Origin of the sequence: Pseudoalteromonas sp. JB197 (genome assembly GCF_002332205.1) — a bacterium.
Lineage (GTDB): Bacteria > Pseudomonadota > Gammaproteobacteria > Enterobacterales > Alteromonadaceae > Pseudoalteromonas > Pseudoalteromonas nigrifaciens.
On sequence record NZ_NRGZ01000001.1, the window covers coordinates 2,788,541 to 2,809,469 of the forward strand.

17 protein-coding genes, 2 tRNA genes, 3 rRNA genes and 1 pseudogene are annotated in these 20,929 nt (G+C 42.2%); 7 read left to right on the forward strand and 16 right to left on the reverse strand.

Annotated features, from left to right (window positions below; translation table 11 throughout):
- Window positions 1-5: 5 nt before the first annotated feature.
- The 3 genes and pseudogenes from CIK86_RS13195 to CIK86_RS13205 all read left to right on the forward strand — a co-directional run.
- Window positions 6-983 (forward strand): annotated as a pseudogene (locus CIK86_RS13195) (ATP-binding protein); the annotation flags it as partial.
- Window positions 973-2,343 (forward strand): alpha/beta fold hydrolase, encoded by a 1,371-nt coding sequence (locus CIK86_RS13200; RefSeq protein ID WP_086997516.1) that lies wholly within the window; start codon window positions 973-975, stop codon window positions 2,341-2,343. The pseudogene CIK86_RS13195 and the gene CIK86_RS13200, both read left to right, overlap by 11 nt.
- Window positions 2,344-2,345: 2 nt before the next feature.
- Window positions 2,346-3,485: a GNAT family N-acetyltransferase gene (locus tag CIK86_RS13205; RefSeq protein ID WP_086997519.1), complete on the forward strand. Its 1,140-nt coding sequence runs from the start codon at window positions 2,346-2,348 to the stop codon at window positions 3,483-3,485.
- On the opposite strand, the gene CIK86_RS13210 is transcribed toward CIK86_RS13205, so the two are convergent.
- Window positions 3,462-4,052, reverse strand: coding sequence for a DUF938 domain-containing protein (locus CIK86_RS13210; RefSeq protein ID WP_086997522.1), 591 nt, complete (start codon window positions 4,050-4,052; stop codon window positions 3,462-3,464). The two genes, CIK86_RS13205 and CIK86_RS13210, sit on opposite strands and share 24 nt — an antisense overlap.
- Window positions 4,053-4,343: 291 nt before the next feature.
- Here CIK86_RS13210 and CIK86_RS13215 point away from each other — a divergent pair, with 291 nt between their 5' ends.
- The 3 genes from CIK86_RS13215 (at window position 4,344) to CIK86_RS13225 (ending at window position 6,770) form a co-directional block, all read left to right on the forward strand.
- Window positions 4,344-5,720 carry a class II fumarate hydratase gene (locus CIK86_RS13215; protein WP_086997525.1) on the forward strand — a complete coding sequence of 459 codons (1,377 nt, stop codon included), beginning with the start codon at window positions 4,344-4,346 and terminating at the stop codon, window positions 5,718-5,720.
- 113 nt (window positions 5,721-5,833) lie between these two features.
- Window positions 5,834-6,355 (forward strand): hypothetical protein, encoded by a 522-nt coding sequence (locus CIK86_RS13220; RefSeq protein ID WP_176359695.1) that lies wholly within the window; start codon window positions 5,834-5,836, stop codon window positions 6,353-6,355.
- 10 nt (window positions 6,356-6,365) lie between these two features.
- Window positions 6,366-6,770 carry a hypothetical protein gene (locus tag CIK86_RS13225; RefSeq protein ID WP_011326774.1) on the forward strand — a complete coding sequence of 135 codons (405 nt, stop codon included), beginning with the start codon at window positions 6,366-6,368 and terminating at the stop codon, window positions 6,768-6,770.
- A gap of 25 nt (window positions 6,771-6,795) precedes the next feature.
- Here CIK86_RS13225 and CIK86_RS13230 read toward each other — a convergent pair whose 3' ends face one another.
- The 13 genes from CIK86_RS13230 to CIK86_RS13290 form a co-directional block, all read right to left on the reverse strand.
- A complete protein-coding gene (locus CIK86_RS13230) occupies window positions 6,796-6,981 on the reverse strand; it encodes a hypothetical protein (RefSeq protein WP_011326773.1) in 186 nt (61 codons plus the stop codon).
- Window positions 6,982-7,036: 55 nt separating this feature from the next.
- Window positions 7,037-7,357 carry a hypothetical protein gene (locus tag CIK86_RS13235; RefSeq protein WP_041454305.1) on the reverse strand — a complete coding sequence of 107 codons (321 nt, stop codon included), beginning with the start codon at window positions 7,355-7,357 and terminating at the stop codon, window positions 7,037-7,039.
- Entirely contained in the window at window positions 7,354-7,992 is a 639-nt protein-coding gene (locus CIK86_RS13240; RefSeq protein ID WP_011326771.1) for a DUF4178 domain-containing protein, read from the reverse strand. The genes CIK86_RS13235 and CIK86_RS13240 overlap by 4 nt, the downstream gene beginning before the upstream one ends.
- A gap of 74 nt (window positions 7,993-8,066) precedes the next feature.
- Window positions 8,067-8,759, reverse strand: a complete 693-nt coding sequence (locus CIK86_RS13245; protein ID WP_011326770.1) for a PspA/IM30 family protein — start codon at window positions 8,757-8,759, stop codon at window positions 8,067-8,069.
- A gap of 24 nt (window positions 8,760-8,783) precedes the next feature.
- Window positions 8,784-9,197 carry a YjfI family protein gene (locus CIK86_RS13250; RefSeq protein WP_011326769.1) on the reverse strand — a complete coding sequence of 138 codons (414 nt, stop codon included), beginning with the start codon at window positions 9,195-9,197 and terminating at the stop codon, window positions 8,784-8,786.
- A 79-nt stretch (window positions 9,198-9,276) separates the two neighbouring features.
- The gene (locus CIK86_RS13255) at window positions 9,277-10,998 is read right to left on the reverse strand and encodes a polyamine aminopropyltransferase (protein WP_086997533.1); all 1,722 of its coding nucleotides are present in this window, start codon (window positions 10,996-10,998) and stop codon (window positions 9,277-9,279) included.
- Window positions 10,999-11,002: 4 nt separating this feature from the next.
- Window positions 11,003-11,902, reverse strand: coding sequence for a DUF350 domain-containing protein (locus CIK86_RS13260; RefSeq protein ID WP_011326767.1), 900 nt, complete (start codon window positions 11,900-11,902; stop codon window positions 11,003-11,005).
- A gap of 26 nt (window positions 11,903-11,928) precedes the next feature.
- Window positions 11,929-12,861 carry a hypothetical protein gene (locus CIK86_RS13265; RefSeq protein WP_011326766.1) on the reverse strand — a complete coding sequence of 311 codons (933 nt, stop codon included), beginning with the start codon at window positions 12,859-12,861 and terminating at the stop codon, window positions 11,929-11,931.
- Window positions 12,862-13,375: 514 nt separating this feature from the next.
- Window positions 13,376-13,490 (reverse strand): 5S ribosomal RNA (rrf, locus tag CIK86_RS13270).
- A 145-nt stretch (window positions 13,491-13,635) separates the two neighbouring features.
- Window positions 13,636-16,524, reverse strand: a 23S ribosomal RNA gene (locus CIK86_RS13275).
- Between the two features lie 306 nt (window positions 16,525-16,830).
- Window positions 16,831-16,906 (reverse strand) — tRNA-Ala (locus CIK86_RS13280).
- A gap of 111 nt (window positions 16,907-17,017) precedes the next feature.
- Window positions 17,018-17,094, reverse strand: a tRNA-Ile gene (locus CIK86_RS13285).
- A gap of 76 nt (window positions 17,095-17,170) precedes the next feature.
- A 16S ribosomal RNA gene (locus CIK86_RS13290) occupies window positions 17,171-18,706 on the reverse strand.
- Together the 16S, 23S and 5S rRNA genes with 2 tRNA genes alongside form the textbook arrangement of a ribosomal RNA operon.
- 591 nt (window positions 18,707-19,297) lie before the next feature.
- On the opposite strand from CIK86_RS13290, the gene CIK86_RS13295 reads away from it, so the two are divergent.
- Complete coding sequence (locus CIK86_RS13295) at window positions 19,298-19,837, forward strand: gamma carbonic anhydrase family protein (protein WP_011326765.1); 540 nt, start codon at window positions 19,298-19,300, stop codon at window positions 19,835-19,837.
- A 4-nt stretch (window positions 19,838-19,841) separates the two neighbouring features.
- Here the strand turns inward: CIK86_RS13295 and CIK86_RS13300 are convergent, their stop codons facing one another.
- Complete coding sequence (locus tag CIK86_RS13300; protein ID WP_086996415.1) at window positions 19,842-20,096, reverse strand: DUF1488 domain-containing protein; 255 nt, start codon at window positions 20,094-20,096, stop codon at window positions 19,842-19,844.
- Window positions 20,093-20,917, reverse strand: a complete 825-nt coding sequence (gene aroE, locus CIK86_RS13305) for a shikimate dehydrogenase (protein WP_011326763.1) — start codon at window positions 20,915-20,917, stop codon at window positions 20,093-20,095. Before aroE ends, CIK86_RS13300 begins: the two co-directional genes overlap by 4 nt.
- Window positions 20,918-20,929 lie beyond the last annotated feature (12 nt).

Sequence of the window (20,929 nt, forward strand, 5' to 3'; positions counted from 1 at the left end):
TCGAGTCATCTAAAAGCTTATTAAATTTGATAAACGATATTCTCGATATATCTAAAATTGAATCAAAACGGCTAGTGCTTGAACGTATTCCATTTGATTTAACCGCACTTATTCAGCGCATTAATACTATGTTTGAACAAAGTGCTGCAAGCAAAGCAATTGTGTGGAAAATAAATAGCAACATCCCTAAAGACACTTGGTTTGTTGGCGATCCAATGCGATTAGAGCAAATAATGCTTAATTTATGCAGTAACGCTATTAAATTTACTAACGCTGGCAGTGTTACTTTAAATGTAGATACGCAACTTATTGCGCCCAATAAAGCACAGCTAACAATTGCCGTTATTGATACCGGAATAGGTATAAAAGCAACTCAACATGAAAAGTTATTTAGTGCATTTACTCAAGCCGATAACTCTACTTCTCGGCAGTTTGGTGGCACCGGCCTTGGGTTAGCCATAGCCAAAGAGCTTAGTGTATTAATGAATGCAAATATAGCGCTACATAGCGAGCTTGATAAAGGCTCTACTTTTACATTTACATTAGAAATAGAGACGGTTAAAGCGCAAGAACCTCTTATAAAACCTACAGATAATACTAATATAGCCGCTTTAAAAATTTTAGTGGCCGAAGATAACCCGGTTAATCAAATGGTTATAAAAGCCATGCTTGGCTCACTAAAAATTGTGCCACAGGTTGTTGAAAATGGTGAGCTTGCAGTTAATATTATAAAAAAACAGCATTTTGACCTCGTGCTTATGGATTGCCAAATGCCAGTAATGGATGGCTATAGAGCAACGGCCCTAATCAGGCAATTTAAAACGGCTGAGGAACTGCCAATTGTTGCCTTAACTGCCGACGTTATGCCCGAAGACAAAGCACACGCTCAGGCGGTTGGTTTTAATCAACACCTTGCAAAACCGCTTGAACTAATTAAGCTAACCGAGTGTCTTGCTCAATATGCAGTGGTTTATGAACAATAATAGTGTGTTTTTAAAAATATTTTTAACTTGTATGCTTAGCTTTTTGCCTCACTTAGCTGTCGCTGAAAATTGTATTACGCAGGCAAGCGATTTTGAATTTATTAAAAAGAGTAAACAGCAAGGCCTATTACGCTATACAAAGGATCACCACCAAGCGTATTTTGATTACCAAGCGCGTGCCCCATTTAATAGCTACCTCAATCATGCGTATCAGTATATTAGTGTAGCTAATCCTCGCGCTGCTATGCCATGCCCTGTATTTACTCAAACGTATCAGCAACTAGTTACTCAAGGCAGTCGTAAGCCTAACCCCACTATTGCCGACATTATTGCTCCTTTTGAGTTAAAACATTCACAAAGTAAAAAAGCGGTATTACTCGTGCACGGCCTTACCGACTCTCCTTTTACCTATCACGATTTAGCCCAAGTGTATTATCAGCAAGGTTATACCGTACGCACTATTTTGTTACCCGGCCACGGCAGTGCTGCTAGTGCGTTACAAGATGTAGACCTACAGCAATGGCAACAAGCTGTGCGTTACGCTATAGAGCGCACAACACAAGACTTTGATGAGGTTATTTTAGGGGGCTACTCTACGGGGGCCGCACTACTTATAGACTATGCAACCACGCAAGCGCTTTCATCAAAAATAACGGCGCTTATGTTATTTTCACCGGGCTCCGAGCCGCATAATAAACAAGGTTGGATAGCCAAGTGGCTTGATTTAATCCCATTTTTAAATTGGATAGATAAAGACGCCGATGTTGATTTTGCTAAGTATGAGTCGTTTCCACTCAATGCTGCAGCAGCCTCATATGATGCAATGTCATTGGTTAGCATTAAAAACTTAAGTAAGCGCCCTGCTTTGGCATTGCCTGTATTTAGCGTAATAAGCGATATTGACGCGACAATTGATAGCCATGCCACCCTTAAATTATTAAATGCACTACATAATACTAATTTAAGTCGCTATAAAAAACTCGATACCCTAGTGCTTTATGGTAGCAGCACTATTTTACCCCCAAATTTTGCAGCAGATTACAGAGTATTAAATCCGCAGTGTGCCAGCGAAGCATGTCTAAAAATCCATGGTATATCGCATATTGCCATTGTTAACTCACCACAAAATCCGCATTATGGTATTAGTGCCTCTTATCGTAATTGCGGCAGTTTTATTGGCGGCGAAAAGTTATATAAAACCTGTAAAACCACAAAAAGCCCGCAATTTGGAGAACGTACCGCTGCTAACTTAAAGCAATATCCCACCTTACAACGATTAACCTATAACCCCTTTTTTCCTGAGCTTAAAAAACAAATAAGCACCTTTATAAAAAACGTAGAACACGCACAAGGTAAGTAGTAATGGCGACATTTTCGCATCAATGGTTTAGTAGTATTAATCAAATAGAGCGAGCGCATTGGCAACGTTTGTTTGGCGACGAGCCATTTACCCAACATGCTTTTTTATACGCATTAGAGCAAAGTCAGTGTGTTAATCAACAAAGTGGTTGGCAGCCTTATCACTTAGCTATTTTTGAGGGCGAAAATATTATTGCACTGGCACCTGGCTATTTAAAAAGCCACTCTTACGGTGAATATGTGTTTGATTGGGCCTGGGCAGAAGCATACGAGAAACATGGCTTAGAGTACTACCCTAAATGGTTATGCGGTGTGCCATTTTGTCCCATTGAAGGTAGCCGTATTGCTATAGAGCACAGCAATCCTAGTTTAGTGTATAAATATATTACAGAGTTACTAAACCTGCACAGCAAAGAGCAAGGCTGGTCTGGTTGGCACGTTAATTTTTGCAACTTAGCCCAAGCCACACACCTCACTGAGCAACACGCTATGCTTAGAGTGGGTGTGCAATTTCAGTGGTTTAATAAAGGCTTAACATGCTTTGACGATTTTTTAAATACGCTTAATTCACGTAAGCGTAAATCACTAAAAAAAGAACGCAGCAAAATAACTCAACAAAACATTACTATTGAATGGCTGCAAGGGATGCAAATTACGCCTGAAATTATGCAGCTATTTTGCGAATTTTATCAACGTACTTATTTAAAACGCTCTGGCCACTTAGGCTATTTAAATATGCCCTTTTTTAAGCTTTTACATGCGCTAATGGCCGACAAGCTAGTCATTATGCTAGCCAAAAAAGAGGACGCTATTATTGCCGCAACCCTTAGTCTAATAGGAGCAGATACACTGTATGGGCGGTATTGGGGGGCAAGCGAAGAGGTAGATTCTCTGCACTTTGAACTATGCTATTACCAAGGGATTGAGTTTGCAATAAAGCATAACCTCAGCTGTTTTCATTCAGGGGCACAAGGTGAGCATAAAATAGCACGCGGTTTTGCCCCTGTATTAACCTACTCAGCTCACCATATAGTTGATAATGACTTTAGCAACGCAATTAGCGATTACTTAAAACGTGAACGCCAGCATATTAATATTTATAAAGATCAATGCAGCGCATTACTGCCGTTTAAAAATCAGTAACTGATTATTAGCAGGCATGGCTATATCACTTATTAACGTTAGCTCTGCTTGCTTTGCTAATAGCTCAACTGCTGCAAAATCTCTAATACCGCTAAGTGGGTCGCGCTCTATTAAAAAGCGATTAAAGTCGTTATTACTTTGGCTAGTAAACTCGCCTTTATATTTAAATGGCCCGTAAATACATACTATGCCTTGGTCATTTAAATGCTGTTTTACACCCGCAAAAAAATGCTCTACAAGTTGCCAGCTTACAATATGAAAAGTATTAGCCGTGTAAATAGCATCCACTTTATCTATTGGCCACGCATTGTTTAAGTCAAGTTCAAGGGGAGTATGTAAATTGGTTAAATTAACCTCGCGGTGCCATAAATTAATACCTTCATGATTAATCGCTCTGTCGCTGCTATACCATTGTAAATGCGGCAACTGCTGAGCAAAGTACACGCTGTGCTGACCTGTACCTGAGCCTATTTCGAGCACCGTTTTGGCATTCGCTAACACAGGTTTTAACTGCGCTAAAATAGGCTGTTTATTATTTTCACACGCTTGTGAGAATGGCTTGATCATTTTTACTCTCAAGGTTAAAGACTGATGCGCAACAGTAAAACAAATTTAGCGTATTTTGTCGTGCGCTAATGTACGCTTTAAAGCCAGTTAATTAATCTATACTTTTATAGCTGTACTTTACATTGAAACACCTAGTTCAAAATGTAATGATAACTATTATCAAATAACCCTTGCAATTTACCACACCAGCCTACAGATAGAGTACAAGGTTTACTTACAATAAATAATTACCAAGCGAGTGCGTAATGAGCATTCTCAGCCGCTGGTTTAATCCTTTTAAGGAAGAATATTATGACTCAGTTTAGAACAGAATCAGATAGCATGGGCGAGTTACAAGTCCCTGCTAATGCACTATATCAAGCGCAAACTCAGCGCGCTGTGAATAATTTTGCCATCAGTGGTTTAGCTATGCCTAAGCAGTTTATAACCGCCCTTGCTTACATTAAACAAGCGGCAGCGCAGAGCAACTTTGAGCTTGGGCACCTAAGCCAAACTAAAGCTAAAGCAATAGAGCAAGCATGCCAAGAAATTATTGATGGTAGCCATTATGAGCATTTCCCGGTCGATATATTTCAAACTGGCTCGGGTACTAGCTCAAATATGAATGCCAATGAAGTGATTGCCACTTTAGCAAGCCGGCTAGGCGATGAAAGCATTCATCCTAATGATGATGTAAACATGGGGCAAAGCTCTAACGATGTGATCCCTACTGCCATTGCCCTGAGCAGCGCAATAAATGTGGTGTACGAATTACTCCCTTCACTAGAAAAACTATCACAGCATTTAGAACACAAAAAAGCCGAGGTTGGCGCTATAGTAAAAACCGGCCGCACTCATTTAATGGATGCTATGCCGGTTACTTTTGGGCAAACTCTAAGTGCCTGGCAAACGCAAATTAACCATGCCGCGGCTGGTATAAGGCATAGCCTAGAGCGTGTTTGCGAACTAGCGCAAGGTGGTACCGCTGTAGGAACAGGTATTAATGCCGATCCACAATTTGCACCGCTATTTGCTAAAAATCTCAGTGCCAACGTAGGTATTAGATTTACGCCTAGCAGTAACTTTTTTTACAATATTGGTTCGCAAGATGCCATTGTCGCGCTTTCAGGGCAATTAAAAGTACTTGCTGTAGCGCAAATGAAAATAGCCAACGACTTGCGCTGGATGAACTCTGGTCCATTAGCTGGTTTAGGTGAAATAGAGCTTGAAGCACTGCAACCCGGATCATCTATTATGCCCGGCAAAGTAAACCCAGTCATCCCCGAAGCGGCAGCTATGGTGAGCGCCCAAGTAATTGGTAACGACGCTACAATTACCGTTGCCGGCCAAGCAGGTAATTTTGAGCTAAATGTAATGCTGCCGGTAATTGCTTATAATATTTTACAAAGTATAGAGTTACTCGCTAATAGCGCCCAAGCACTGGGAGATAAAGCCATTGCTAGCTTTACAGTAAATCAGCTAAATATTGATAAGGCACTGGCTAAAAATCCTATTTTAGTAACCGCGCTAAATCCGGTGATCGGTTATGAAAAAGCAGCCAAAATAGCGAAACAAGCATATAAAGAAGCTCGCCCAATTATTGATGTTGCCGAGCAAGAAACTGATTTATCGCGCAGCGAGCTCGAAAAGCTACTTAACCCCAGCAAGTTAACCCAAGGCGGGCTGTAAATATTCACAGTAATTAATAACGGCTTTAATTGCTTGATAATAGAGTTTTTATTGCCGTAACAAATGCACAGTGTATGATAGTGGTGAATAATTCACCACTATCAGGATTTGTTATGCGTACACCATTGCTAGCTATATTTTTACCATTGTGTTTAACCGCTTGTTTAGATAACCCCGTAGCAGAAACAGAAAAAACAACTGCCAGCGAAGCAACAACGCCATCGCAGCAAAAACTACAACAACTGCAAAAAAGTAACAAAGCAGAATTACATGCCCCAGCCGAAAAACTATCAAATACTGCCATGAAAACAGTTACTCTTGATGACATTAAAACAGCTAAAAATGAATTAAATACGCTCATTGCTAATAAACAATGTGATAGCAGTACGCAGTGCCAAGTAGAAGCTGTAGGTAGCCGAGCATGTGGCGGCCCAAGTAGTTATATAGTGTATTCAACGACAACAGTAACAACTGAGCAAGTCACTGCATTAAGTAAAAAAATCACTACTTTTGAAAGTAACTATAATGCCCAAAATCAAATGGTCAGTATTTGCCAACATTTAACTGCGCCAAGCACGCAGTGTGTAGAAAATAAATGTGTTAAACTTGAAGGCTCAGCAGTAAGTGTATTTTAAGGATAAGGTTATGAGTTGTTTGCCATCAGCAATTAAACTATCAATTGTAAGTATTGCTACTAGTATTTTATTACTGAGCGGCTGTGCTAGCACAACATCGTCAAGCAATGATCACGGAACGAGTTTAGCGAGTCTTAATAGTCAACTTAACGATATTGTTAGTAACAATAGCTGTACAGCTAGCTTTCAATGTAAAGTGCTTGAAGTAGGTGCGCGTGCGTGCGGTGGGCCAAGTAAGTATACGGTGTACTCAACACTTAATACCCAACAAGAACAAGCTGAGCAGATTGCACAGCAAATAACAGCACAAGAAAACACGCTAAATAAGGCACAAGGCTTAACTGACTGCCCATCAGTGCTTGAAGTACAATCACTGTGCATTAATCAGCAATGCCAACCTTTTGAAATAAAATAATGCTGCAAACAATTTAATTTCAGCGTTATCCTAAATATGGGATTAACGCTGAAATAATTACCACCATTACTAAACAAATCCCCGCTTTAATAATATAGTGCATTGGCATTTTGTTAAGCACCCAATACGCATAAATAAAACGCACAAAGTAGCTTGCCGCAGTACCAAATAATGCAAAAATTAGTAAGTAAGCAATTAAAATTATATTCACGGCAACTCGTTATTTTATCGTTTTAGTTTAAGGGCATAGCGTCTATAACATAAAACTACTTAATTTTTTTTGTATGAGCAATCAAAAGTTCTGCAACGCGTTGCTTTACTACGCGCTTATCATCACTTTGCACATCAAAACGGCTTGCAAGCTGTGCTATTTCATCGTCGTTTAAATTAAACGATAGACGCTGTCGGGTTTTTTTAGACTTTACATCCAAACCGAGTATTTTGCGGATCATATCTGAAGGTGTTAGCTCTTGATCAATCGCTTGCTTTTTTATCGACTTTTGTACTTCGCTACTTAGATCAAATGCCATTTGCGTGGCACGCACTGCCTGCTCTTGGCGTAACCACTTTTCTTTAGCATCACTCACTTAGCGTCTCCTGGAAACAAGTCAACAATGTCGGTAATTGGCCGCGTTAAGGTAAGCGATACTTCGGTTTCGCCACCATCCCAAATCTCAATATTTAAACCAAAGCCTTTATCATCAGACTCTAAACAAATCATTTCACATAGCTCACCACCTTCTTGCTCATAACGTGGAAGAGCTTGATTGCGATAGTCTTTATTATGAAAATAACACACAAATGGCGATTCGCTTTGCTGATAGCTGTTAGCTAAAAACTGCGTAAAACGCTCTGGTATATTTTGCACTGTGATATGCGTTAAAGACTCTTCATCAAAAATACGCGCAAACTGATCAAGGCCAAATATATCTTCTACTTCATCACGTTGTACTTTTATAGAAAAGTTAGCCCATTGCTCACCATCTTCTTGCTCTATTTGTAAAAATACCACTTGGCCGCTGTCACTTTCCAACACAAACTCAGTGTCACTACTGTGTTGATACTGGTAAGTTTGTATATCAATAACGCGAAGAGTTTGCCCTTTTAACCACGCTGGATAAGCAAATGAATCAATGACAGTAAACATGTCACCTTTTTTAAGCTCACTGGCATGATTAAGCTGACGCTCTGGCTCTTTTTTAGATTTGAAAAAATTAAACATAGGAAGGCTGCCTTCTAAGCAAAAAAGGTAACTAAGCTAAAGCCTGGTTACCTTTTTAAATATGAACGTAATTATTAGCTATTTTGCTTGGCTTTAATACGCGCTAAAATATCAGCACTTTTTGGACTGCTGTCGCCAATTCCGGCTTCTGCCATTTTCGCTTTTAAATCGTCGCCGTTTACATCGGCTTCAAGCTCTTTAGCTGCACCTAACTGATCTTGACGGTCTTGCTGGCGTTGCTTAATACGCTCAAGTGATTGGCGAGCCGATGTCATAGACGAGCTGTTAGTGTTTAATGTGCTGTTTACAGCCATAGTAGCTTGTTGCACGCTTTCTGTGGTTTTAACCATAGTTAGCTGGCGTTGGTTTTCTTTAATCGACTTTTCAGCTTCTTTAACTTGCTGTTTAAGCGCTACAATATGATTGCTAAAACCAGATAATACTTGTTCGTTCTCTGCTTTTTCAGCTTCAAACTCGCCAATTTTTTCTGCAATTTCTAATGCTAAAGCTTCGTTGCCTTTTTCCAGCGCTTGCCCAGCATAAGCTTCATGCTCAGCAATAGATGCATCTACAGCGCTAATTTTACGCTTAGTTTGCATTTCTTTCGCCATAACTTCTGTTAGGCTTTTTTTAGCACGGTGCAAAGCATTTTGTGCATCTGCAATTTCTTGCTCAAAAATACGGATACCGTTTTTATCTACAATTGCTTCGCCTGCTTCACGCGCGCCGCCACGTACTGCTGTAAATAATTTTTTTAAAATACTCATAATCTTAACTCCACTAAATCGCTACTAATCGTTTAAATACATGGTCACGGCTTCTAGTGCATCAATAGCATTATCGGCTAATGTCACTAGTTCGTGGGTAATGTCATCTAATGATGAATTTACCGACAGTGCGCCAAAAATCGCGTATTTATTATCGATTTTAGCAAATGCACTTAATGGAATTGGCACGTTTAAACGTAGTAATGTTTCGTTTAACTCGTTACGTAATTCCGGCTTAACTTCATCTTCGTCAAACAAGTAGCTAATGCATAATAACTGCTCTTGTGTTTGCGTAACAAAAATTGGAAGCTCATCATTTTCATCAACAATGACTTGTAATACATCTTGCTCACCTGGATTAGCAATCAAGAAAGACTCAAAGTTAGCGCCTTCTGTTTCAAAAGAAGCTAATTTTATTGAAAGTTCATTTAATTCCATGTCTCTGCCTTTTGTCGTTTGACATATTATGTCTGAGTTAAGATTCTCATGATTGACATATTATGTCAATCATGTTTTATTAGTTTTTATACAACTCGCTTTCTATTTGCCATGCTGTACGGTAATAATCGTACAGTTGGCCAGAGCCTAACCTATTGACTTCAATATCTTTAATATGTTCGAAATAATTATTCGGAAAAATAAAACTAGCCAGTAAATATTCTTTACTGATCCACCTTGATGGTATCGGCATTGCGGTTATATCGTTGATTCGCCCACTAGCCGATTGCCCCATTTTGGTAGCTATAGTCCAGCCCCACTGTCCAAATGAAGGAATGTTTTGTTGATACTGCTCTACATATTCAAATCCAGCCGCTTTAACCGTTTTAGCAATACTTAAAAAGGCTTTTTTAGCATGATAAGGCGAAGTTGACTGCACCGCCATTGCGCCATCTGGTGCTAGTAATTGGCGTACATGATTATAAAAGTAGTCACTATACATTTTATTTAAATCGGGATGATTAGGGTCAGGTAAATCAATTAAAATAGTATCAAATTGCTTTGCCTGATCGAGCAACTTTTCAACTTCTAAAAAGGCATCACCAACGATAATATCTGCACGCGGATCATGCATAGATTTGCTATTAAGGCTTAACAACCGCTGGCTAATATCTTCAGGCGAAGTAAATTCAGCATCTTTATGGCCAAACAAATTAAGCAATTGCCCATCAAGGTCAATCAGGGTTACTTTGCTCACCGGCCACTTTAAAACATCTCTAAGTGCCAGCCCATCGCCACCGCCAATGATCAGTACCCGCTCATGACGGTTTGACGCCAACATAGCCGGGTAAACTAACATTGAATGATATATTTGCTCATCAACACTAGAGAACTGTAAGCGCCCATTTAAGTATAAATCGGTTATTGGCTGCGGCTGATTTTTACTTAACCGCTCGGTTAGTACCACATGTTGATATTTAGTGGCTTGAGAATAAATAACCTTGTCTTTGTATAAAACATTGCTCAAGTTATCCATCCAACTACTGCCCAATACCAATATAAACGCAAATAATACTAGTAACAACAGGTGACACGCTAATAACAGTTTGGCAAAGCGTACATAGGTGTGATACCGCCATAAAAAAGCAAGCCCAGCAATTATATTAAACAGCGCAGTCCACGCGGCTGCTTGCATTATGGGCATAGACAACATAATGCTAACCCAAATAGCCGCGCCAATTCCGGCGCCTATATAGTCGGCACCATAAATTGTTCCTGCGTTATTTTCTAAAAAACGGCCATAAACATGCTGACGAATACGCGCAATAAGCGGTATTTCCATACCAATAAACAAGCCAAGTATAAGGCCAAATACATAGGGTAAAAAACGCGACCACTCTTGTAGCTTTTGAAATACATAGCCATTGAGTACTACGTCGGGAGGTAAATTAAAAATACTCGAAAACATATGCGGCAGTGAATAGCTAACAGCAATAACGCCGGCAATGGCTAAAATACAGCCCATACCAATCAAAGCAATTATACTTTCTAGCCAAGCAAAGGCGGTAAATGCATCTTTAAACCAACGTGCTAAAAATGCGCCAATGCCCATTGCTACTATCATAGTGCCGATCATCGCATAAATAGCGCTTTCTACTGAGCCAAGTACCCGCCCCGCATAATGAGACAGTAAGTATTCATAAATAAGGCCACACCCTGCGAGTACGGCCATAACGGTAATAAGTAAAATATCGTGCCCAAGTAAACTAAATTTACTTGGGCTTTTTATAGTTGATGACACTCGATTATGCGCCTAATAGTGTTGCCATAGTTATACCTACCGCAAATGATAACGCTGCAGAAATAGCGGCTACACCCACATTTTTTTGACGGTTCACTTCATCTGAAATATCACAGCCAGATAAAATTATTTTAATTGTCACTAAGTGCAAAATAATAAATACCAGTAAACTCACTACTGCACTTATAGCCCAGTACAACAAACTCGCATTAATATTATCGGCTACATAAGGCGCAATCCCCGTTGCTGCGGTAATGGCTAATGCGCTGCCAATTAAAAAACCGGCATAACGAATACCCACGGCTAAGTTGCCATCAATAATTGCTTGCTGTAAGCAATCACCACTTTTATTGGTGCGCTTAAACAGCTGTACGCGATATTGGCTCACTAACAACAGCACTAGGCTGCCAATAACAAAAGCAGCAACCACAATTGGTAAACCATGCCAACCGTCGGTAGCCACCCACAACAATGCCGAGCGAATTACAATGGCGACACTAACAACGTGGCCAAAGTCGATAACAGCCGCAGTCACGTTACCTTTAACTATTTCGCTATGTAAGCTCACTTTACGCAGCGCAACTTTATCTTGAAAGAAATGCCCAAGCTTAATAAGTAAAATAGCCAGTGCACCATAGCCCAACATTTGCAGAGCTTCTTGCTGTAATGACACTGCAAAAGCACCGCTGCTTACACCTGTAAGCACAATCGCCAATGCAACTAAACCCGCAGCAAAACTAATACCAAATGCAAAGTTATCACGCTCAGTAATTTCATCATTAGCATGCAGGTTAGATACCCAACCCTTAATATATTTAAGACTCACAAACAGCAAAACAATAATTGCAAAATCAATCGCCAGCGCTTGTAGTGACCACATTGTTATTCCATTAAATTCATACATATTACTCTAACTCCAACTTTATTCTTTTACTTACCACGGCTCACGCCACGAGAGGTTCTACTACCGCTGTTACGAACTGAGCCCGAGTTATTGCTATAACTACTCGAACGAGAATAACTACTGCGACTTTTAGGTGGTGTGTAGCTACTTCGGCTTAAGCCTGACGCCCCCGTTTTTTTGCTCGCATAAGGGCTAGTAAACTGCTTACCTTGGCGTTGATATGATTGACGCGTACGTGTTTCTAGCGTGCTCTGCGCTTTAATTTGTTTTGGGCTTGAGTAGCGCGTGCGGCCGTAATCGTTGTAATAACTATATTTACGACCTCGGCTCCAGCTACCATATTCAACACGATTGAATACATCCCCTAAAATACGATACATACCGTACCATTGCCAAAAGCTAGTACCATTGCTGTTAGATTGCCAGTTACCATAATTAGGATTACCCACCATTTGGTTACCAACTCCAGCGCCTTCAGCTTGCTGACTAATAGCACCAATACGCGCTAAATTACCTTTAGACATATCCGCAAGCATATTAATAGGATCGGTTAACGCATCTGAAAATAACGTAGGCTTTGCAGCTTCGCGCAATAAGTCAATACTGTGCAAAGTATCTTCGTAAGGAGGAATAAGGTAGGTGCCCTTAATATCTTTAAGTCGCTGTGTTAAACCACTATAAAGTGCACCTTGACGAGTGGCGTCAAGGGTAATGACATCAACAACTTTTGAAAGTTCTGGTTGCTGATTTTTAAGCTGAACACCGTATTCTTTAAGTAATAATGCATTACGCAAACTACCATTATCAAGCGCAGTACCTAGCTGTGATAGCTCAACCTCCGCTTTTTTAATCGATTCTTGAATTGTTTTTTGCAGTTGCTCTTCTTTAGATTGGCAACCCATAAGCACCGCAAACAAACAAAACAGGCTGAGAAGTTTCCAAGCTTTAATATTTGACATTCATGTCACCTGATTTACTGAATTAACCTCAGTAGTTTTACACAGGTCACTTATTAAACCAACAGTGAAGTTGCAACAAAATGATTTTAAAAATGAATTTCTAACTTGAGAATACAGCGATTGTTAAAGGCTACAGGCTCCTTGAGCTATTTTTGATGCTCTTTATCGTCGGGTATCGCTACGCTCGCCCAACCTACGTGGGAGATTTGCGTACATTATTCAATTTCACCCACATTTCACTTTTCTGCAGACGTAAAAAAACCCGACTATTTCTAGTCGGGCTTTCTACAATTTGGAGCCTGGTAATGTCGTAGTGCCCACAGCAGTGGAGAGTCACATAGCAAATGCTACACATTCATTGGCTAGTGGTGATGTTTTTATGATTTGAGTGTCGGGTGTCGCTACGCTCGCCCGACCTACGCGGGAGACTTGTGTACATTACTCACCCACATTTCACTTTTCTACAGGCGTAAAAAAGCCCGAATCGTTAAATTCGGGCTTTCTACAATTTGGAGCCTGGCAATGTCCTACTTTCACATAGCAAATGCTACACTATCATCGGCGCTGTTTCGTTTCACTACTGAGTTCGGCATGGGGTCAGGTGGGTCCAAAACGCTATGGTTACCAAGCAAATTAGGGCGTTAATTCGTATCACTACAAATTAACTGAATTTGGAAAATATCTGATAATATTTTTTAAGTCTTTACGTAAATATCTACTTTAGCAATATTAACTTCTTGCTTGAACTGTCACATAAAACGCGTTTGGCGTTGTATGGTTAAGCCTCACGGGTAATTAGTACAAGTTAGCTTAATGCCTCACAGCACTTCCACATCTTGCCTATCAACGTTGTAGTCTCCAACGGCCCTTCAGAGAGCTTATAGCTCTAGTGAGAAATCATCTCGAGGCCTGCTTCGCGCTTAGATGCTTTCAGCGCTTATCAGTTCCGAACGTAGCTACCGGGCAATGCCATTGGCATGACAACCCGAACACCAGCGGTTCGTTCACTCCGGTCCTCTCGTACTAGGAGCAACCCCTCTCAATTCTCAAACGCCCACGGCAGATAGGGACCGAACTGTCTCACGACGTTCTAAACCCAGCTCGCGTACCACTTTAAATGGCGAACAGCCATACCCTTGGGACCGACTTCAGCCCCAGGATGTGATGAGCCGACATCGAGGTGCCAAACACCGCCGTCGATATGAACTCTTGGGCGGTATCAGCCTGTTATCCCCGGAGTACCTTTTATCCGTTGAGCGATGGCCCTTCCATTCAGAACCACCGGATCACTATGACCTACTTTCGTACCTGCTCGACGTGTCTGTCTCGCAGTTAAGCTGGCTTCTACCATTACACTAACCGTACGATGTCCGACCGTACTTAGCCAACCTTCGTGCTCCTCCGTTACTCTTTAGGAGGAGACCGCCCCAGTCAAACTACCCACCAGGCACTGTCCGTAACCCCGATTCAGGGGCCAACGTTAGAACATCAAAACTACAAGGGTGGTATTTCAAGGTTGACTCCAACAAAACTAGCGTCTCATCTTCAAAGTCTCCCACCTATCCTACACATGTAGGTTCAATGTTCAGTGCCAAGCTGTAGTAAAGGTTCACGGGGTCTTTCCGTCTAGCCGCGGGTACACAGCATCTTCACTGCGATTTCAATTTCACTGAGTCTCGGGTGGAGACAGCGTGGCCATGGTTACACCATTCGTGCAGGTCGGAACTTACCCGACAAGGAATTTCGCTACCTTAGGACCGTTATAGTTACGGCCGCCGTTTACCGGGGCTTCGATCAAGAGCTTCTCCCTAAGGATAACCCCATCAATTAACCTTCCGGCACCGGGCAGGTGTCACACCGTATACGTCATCTTGCGATTTTGCACAGTGCTGTGTTTTTAATAAACAGTCCCAGCCACCTGGTCACTGCGGCTCCCGTCCGCTTAGAGAGCAAGTCTCATCACAGATAGGAGCGTACCTTCTCCCGAAGTTACGGTACGATTTTGCCTAGTTCCTTCACCCGAGTTCTCTCAAGCGCCTTAGTATTCTCTACCTGACCACCTGTGTCGGTTTGGGGTACGATTCCATATAATCTGAAGCTTAGAGGCTTTTCCTGGAAGTATGGCATCAGCAACTTCATCACCTTAGTGACTCGTCTCGTGTCTCAGGTTTAATGTTCGTCCGGATTTACCTAAACAAACGCCCTACTCACTTTCACATGGACTACCAACGCCATGCTTGCTTAGCCTGCTCCGTCCCCCCATCGCAATTATATCGAGTACAGAAATATTAATCTGTTTCCCATCGACTACGCCTTTCGGCCTCGCCTTAGGGGTCGACTTACCCTACCCTGATTAACATGGGATAGGAACCCTTGGTCTTCCGGCGTGGGAGTTTTTCACTCCCATTATCGTTACTCATGTCAGCATTCGCACTTCTGATACCTCCAGCAACCCTCCCGGGTCACCTTCAACGGCTTACAGAACGCTCCCCTACCACTCATCCTAAGATGAATCCGCAGCTTCGGTGCATAGTTTAGCCCCGTTACATCTTCCGCGCAGACCGACTCGACCAGTGAGCTATTACGCTTTCTTTAAAGGATGGCTGCTTCTAAGCCAACCTCCTGGCTGTCTGGGCCTTTCCACATCGTTTCCCACTTAACTATGACTTTGGGACCTTAGCTGGCGGTCTGGGTTGTTTCCCTCTTCACGACGGACGTTAGCACCCGCCGTGTGTCTCCCGGATATTACTTTACGGTATTCGGAGTTTGCAAAGGGTTGGTAAGTCGGGATGACCCCCTAGCCTTAACAGTGCTCTACCCCCGTAAGTATTCGTCCGAGGCTCTACCTAAATAGATTTCGGGGAGAACCAGCTATCTCCCGGTTTGATTAGCCTTTCACTCCTAACCACAAGTCATCCCCTAACTTTTCAACGTTAGTGGGTTCGGTCCTCCAGTTGATGTTACTCAACCTTCAACCTGCTCATGGCTAGATCACCGGGTTTCGGGTCTATACCTTGCAACTATTCGCCCAGTTAAGACTCGGTTTCCCTACGGCTACCCTAATCGGTTAACCTCGCTACAAAATATAAGTCGCTGACCCATTATACAAAAGGTACGCAGTCACCCAACAAGTGGGCTCCTACTGCTTGTACGTACACGGTTTCAGGTTCTATTTCACTCCCCTCACAGGGGTTCTTTTCGCCTTTCCCTCACGGTACTGGTTCACTATCGGTCAGTTGGGAGTATTTAGCCTTAGATGATGGTCCACCTATATTCAGTCAAAGTTTCACGTGCTCCGACCTACTCGATTTCACTTAAAATGTCTTTTCATGTACGGGACTATCACCCTGTATCGTGGCGCTTTCCAGCAGCCTTCCATTAACACATAATAAGCTTAAGGGCTGTTCCGATTTCGCTCGCCGCTACTTTCGGAATCTCGGTTGATTTCTTTTCCTACGGGTACTTAGATGTTTCAGTTCTCCGCGTTCGCCTCGTTAACCTATGTATTCAGTTAACGATACCTGCAAGCAGGTGGGTTTCCCCATTCGGAAATCCTAGTCTCAAGTGCTTTTTACTAGCTTGACTAGGCTTATCGCAAGTTAATACGTCCTTCATCGCCTCCAACTGCCAAGGCATCCACCGTGTACGCTTAGTCACTTAACCATACAACCCAAACGGGTCTTTGTTGTGTGACAGTTTAACTTCGCCAGAAGTCAATATTGAATACTAAAGTAGATACCAATCAATCAACTCATAAGAGTTAATTAAATGGCACTGAATGGTACTGCTACCATTCTTTTTTTACTTTTGAAAACTCTTGATAAATAACAATGTATTCATCAGAATTTTATTATCAGCTTTTCCAAATTTTTAAAGAGCAAGAGAAATAAAAACTTCTCAAAATTAAACACACTTCATTCTCAGGTCGTTTATGACCCGATAAAGAATATTTATTTTTAAGAAGTAAAGTGGTGGAGCTAAGCAGGATCGAACTGCTGACCTCCTGCGTGCAAGGCAGGCGCTCTCCCAGCTGAGCTATAGCCCCACATATGCTGGTCTTACTGTTTGTATACCGACTTTTCTTCCAGACAAGGCGTGGGAAATCGACGTTTAGTTTACTAAACGAGATATTCCATAACGATGTATGGGAGTAAAGTGGTGGGTCTGAGTAGATTTGAACTACCGACCTCACCCTTATCAGGGGTGCGCTCTAACCAGCTGAGCTACAGACCCAAACAATAAGTGTTGTTCTCTTTACAATTAACAATCATCTGTGTGGACACTACGAACAAATAAGTTCTAAATCGTATAAGGAGGTGATCCAGCCCCAGGTTCCCCTAGGGCTACCTTGTTACGACTTCACCCCAGTCATGAATCACTCCGTGGTAAACGTCCTCCCGAGGGTTAGACTATCTACTTCTGGAGCAACCCACTCCCATGGTGTGACGGGCGGTGTGTACAAGGCCCGGGAACGTATTCACCGCGTCATTCTGATACGCGATTACTAGCGATTCCGACTTCATGGAGTCGAGTTGCAGACTCCAATCCGGACTACGACGCACTTTAAGTGATTCGCTTACTCTCGCGAGTTCGCAGCACTCTGTATGCGCCATTGTAGCACGTGTGTAGCCCTACACGTAAGGGCCATGATGACTTGACGTCGTCCCCACCTTCCTCCGGTTTATCACCGGCAGTCTCCTTAGAGTTCTCAGCATTACCTGCTAGCAACTAAGGATAGGGGTTGCGCTCGTTGCGGGACTTAACCCAACATCTCACAACACGAGCTGACGACAGCCATGCAGCACCTGTATCAGAGTTCCCGAAGGCACCAAACCATCTCTGGTAAGTTCTCTGTATGTCAAGTGTAGGTAAGGTTCTTCGCGTTGCATCGAATTAAACCACATGCTCCACCGCTTGTGCGGGCCCCCGTCAATTCATTTGAGTTTTAACCTTGCGGCCGTACTCCCCAGGCGGTCTACTTAATGCGTTAGCTTTGAAAAACAGAACCGAGGCTCCGAGCTTCTAGTAGACATCGTTTACGGCGTGGACTACCGGGGTATCTAATCCCGTTTGCTCCCCACGCTTTCGTACATGAGCGTCAGTGTTGACCCAGGTGGCTGCCTTCGCCATCGGTATTCCTTCAGATCTCTACGCATTTCACCGCTACACCTGAAATTCTACCACCCTCTATCACACTCTAGTTTGCCAGTTCGAAATGCAGTTCCCAGGTTGAGCCCGGGGCTTTCACATCTCGCTTAACAAACCGCCTGCGTACGCTTTACGCCCAGTAATTCCGATTAACGCTCGCACCCTCCGTATTACCGCGGCTGCTGGCACGGAGTTAGCCGGTGCTTCTTCTGTCAGTAACGTCACAGCTAGCAGGTATTAACTACTAACCTTTCCTCCTGACTGAAAGTGCTTTACAACCCGAAGGCCTTCTTCACACACGCGGCATGGCTGCATCAGGCTTGCGCCCATTGTGCAATATTCCCCACTGCTGCCTCCCGTAGGAGTCTGGGCCGTGTCTCAGTCCCAGTGTGGCTGATCATCCTCTCAAACCAGCTAGGGATCGTCGCCTTGGTGAGCCATTACCTCACCAACTAGCTAATCCCACTTGGGCCAATCTAAAGGCGAGAGCCGAAGCCCCCTTTGGTCCGTAGACATTATGCGGTATTAGCAGTCGTTTCCAACTGTTGTCCCCCACCTCAAGGCATGTTCCCAAGCATTACTCACCCGTCCGCCGCTCGTCAGCAAAGTAGCAAGCTACTTTCTGTTACCGCTCGACTTGCATGTGTTAGGCCTGCCGCCAGCGTTCAATCTGAGCCATGATCAAACTCTTCAATTAAAAAGTTTTATGTCTTTCGACAGCTCAATGAATTCTGAATTTTTTAATATCTTTCGATATTGAATTGACTGTGCCGAAGCAACTTATAAATAAGTTACTTCTGTTGGTCACTCAGTTTTCAATTGAGACTCTAATTTGTTTGCCTTACTTAGCGAACTAAGCTTGGCTGTTAGAACTCAATCTGTACGAGTGCCCACACAGATGATTGCTTTATATTGTTAAAGAACGTTTTGAGTCGCTTTAGCGTCTCAAGGGATGCGTATAATACATCCTTTATTTTTCGAGTCAACACTTTGTTTTAAACTTTCTTTTTGGAAGATTTAAAACCGAAGTTTTATTTAACTCTCTGAGTAGTTCGCGTCTCGCTAGGCGTTGACGTTTCCCGTCTCAGTGGGGTCGCATTATAGGGAGATCCGAAAACAGATCAAGCATTTTTTACTGAAAAACTAAAAAAAAACGACGTTCGCTCAGTAACTGAGCTAAAGCGCCTAAAACTGATAGTTTTATAAACAATTACTGCTTTTGTGGCACTTAAATAAGCTCTGCTGTTACACTCATAATTTAATATAACTGTTAGTTAAAGGTGCAGATATGACAATCCGTTCTTATAAAGGTGTTATCCCTTCATTTAATGCGTCTGTTTATATAGATGAATCATCGGTATTGGTTGGCGATATTACTTTGGGTGATGATAGCAGCGTGTGGCCGTTAGTTGCTGCCCGTGGTGATGTAAACTATATACGCATTGGTGAGCGTACTAATATACAAGATGGTAGCGTGCTGCATTTATCGCGAGCAACCAAAAGTAACCCCGAAGGTTATCCGCTTATAATTGGTGATGATGTAACGGTTGGGCACAAAGTTATGTTACATGGTTGTCAGTTAGGTAATCGTATATTGGTGGGAATGGGCGCAATTATTATGGACAATGCCATTGTTGAAGATAATGTGATTATTGGCGGGGGTTCATTGGTGCCACCAAATAAGCGTTTGGAGTCTGGTTACTTATATGTAGGCAGTCCAGTTAAGCAAGCTCGAGCGCTTACCGAGCAAGAGCTTACATTTTTAAAAGTATCTGCGGATAACTATGTACTGCTTAAAAATGAGTACTTAAGTGACGACGTTATATAAGCACTTAGCTAATTAAGCTGACTTCTATTTGGCCTGCCGAGTTGTAACTTTCATCTTCGATAAGTTGCTCGGCGCGCTCTTCGTAATCAAAACGATTTTTTTCAAAATAACTTGTTGCATGACTTTCATCGGTCAAACCTAAACTACTTACCGCAACAACACATTCCACCAGCATGCCATTTACTTGTGCAAAAAAGACTAATTGGTGCGCTGGCTCTCTAAATTCTAACCTATCTATAAATTGTATTGCTTGGTTCATGTAAGTGCTCCCTGTTTTAGTGCATTAACGACAGGTAGTATTGCAGGCATTTTATTACGCCATACATAATATGCCTGGGCAGCCTGACCAACTAGCATGCCGCTGCCATCCAACAATTTAGTCTTACTATTATACTGCGCTACCCAATTCATAAAAATGGTATTTTGCAGTGAATAAAACATGTCATACGCTACTTCACAGTTAGTAATATGTTTTTGATCAAGTGCTGGAAGCTCGTCATTCATACTGCTAGAGGTAGAGTTTATGATAAGCGCATAATCGTTTTCTGGTAGATTGTTAAAACCATAACCCGATACATTCCCATGTTGAGCAAACAACTTTGCTAAATTTTGTGCTTTTTCGGCGGTACGATTAACAATAACAACTTCCTGTGGCTGATGATCCAGCAAGGGTAAAACAACCCCCCTTGCAGCCCCGCCTGCGCCTATTATTAAAATACGTTTACCGGTAATACTGACATTATTAGCCAGCAGATCGCTTACAAAGCCGATGCCGTCGGTGTTATCGCCTAGTAACGTGCCGTCTGCTTGCTTTTTTAAGGTATTTACTGCACCGACAATTTTAGCTAATGGTGTGAGCTCATCTGCCATTGCAAAAGCCTGCTCTTTAAAGGGCATAGTTACATTAGCTCCCTTACCGCCTTGAGCAAAAAAATTCGATACTGTTTTTTCAAAGTTATCGATAGGTGCTAAGATTGCGCGATAGTCGATTTGCTCACCTAAAGAGATAGCAAATTGTTTATGTATCGCGGGGGATTTTGAATGTTTTATTGGATTTCCAAAAACCGCATATTTGTCCATTTTAAAGCAACC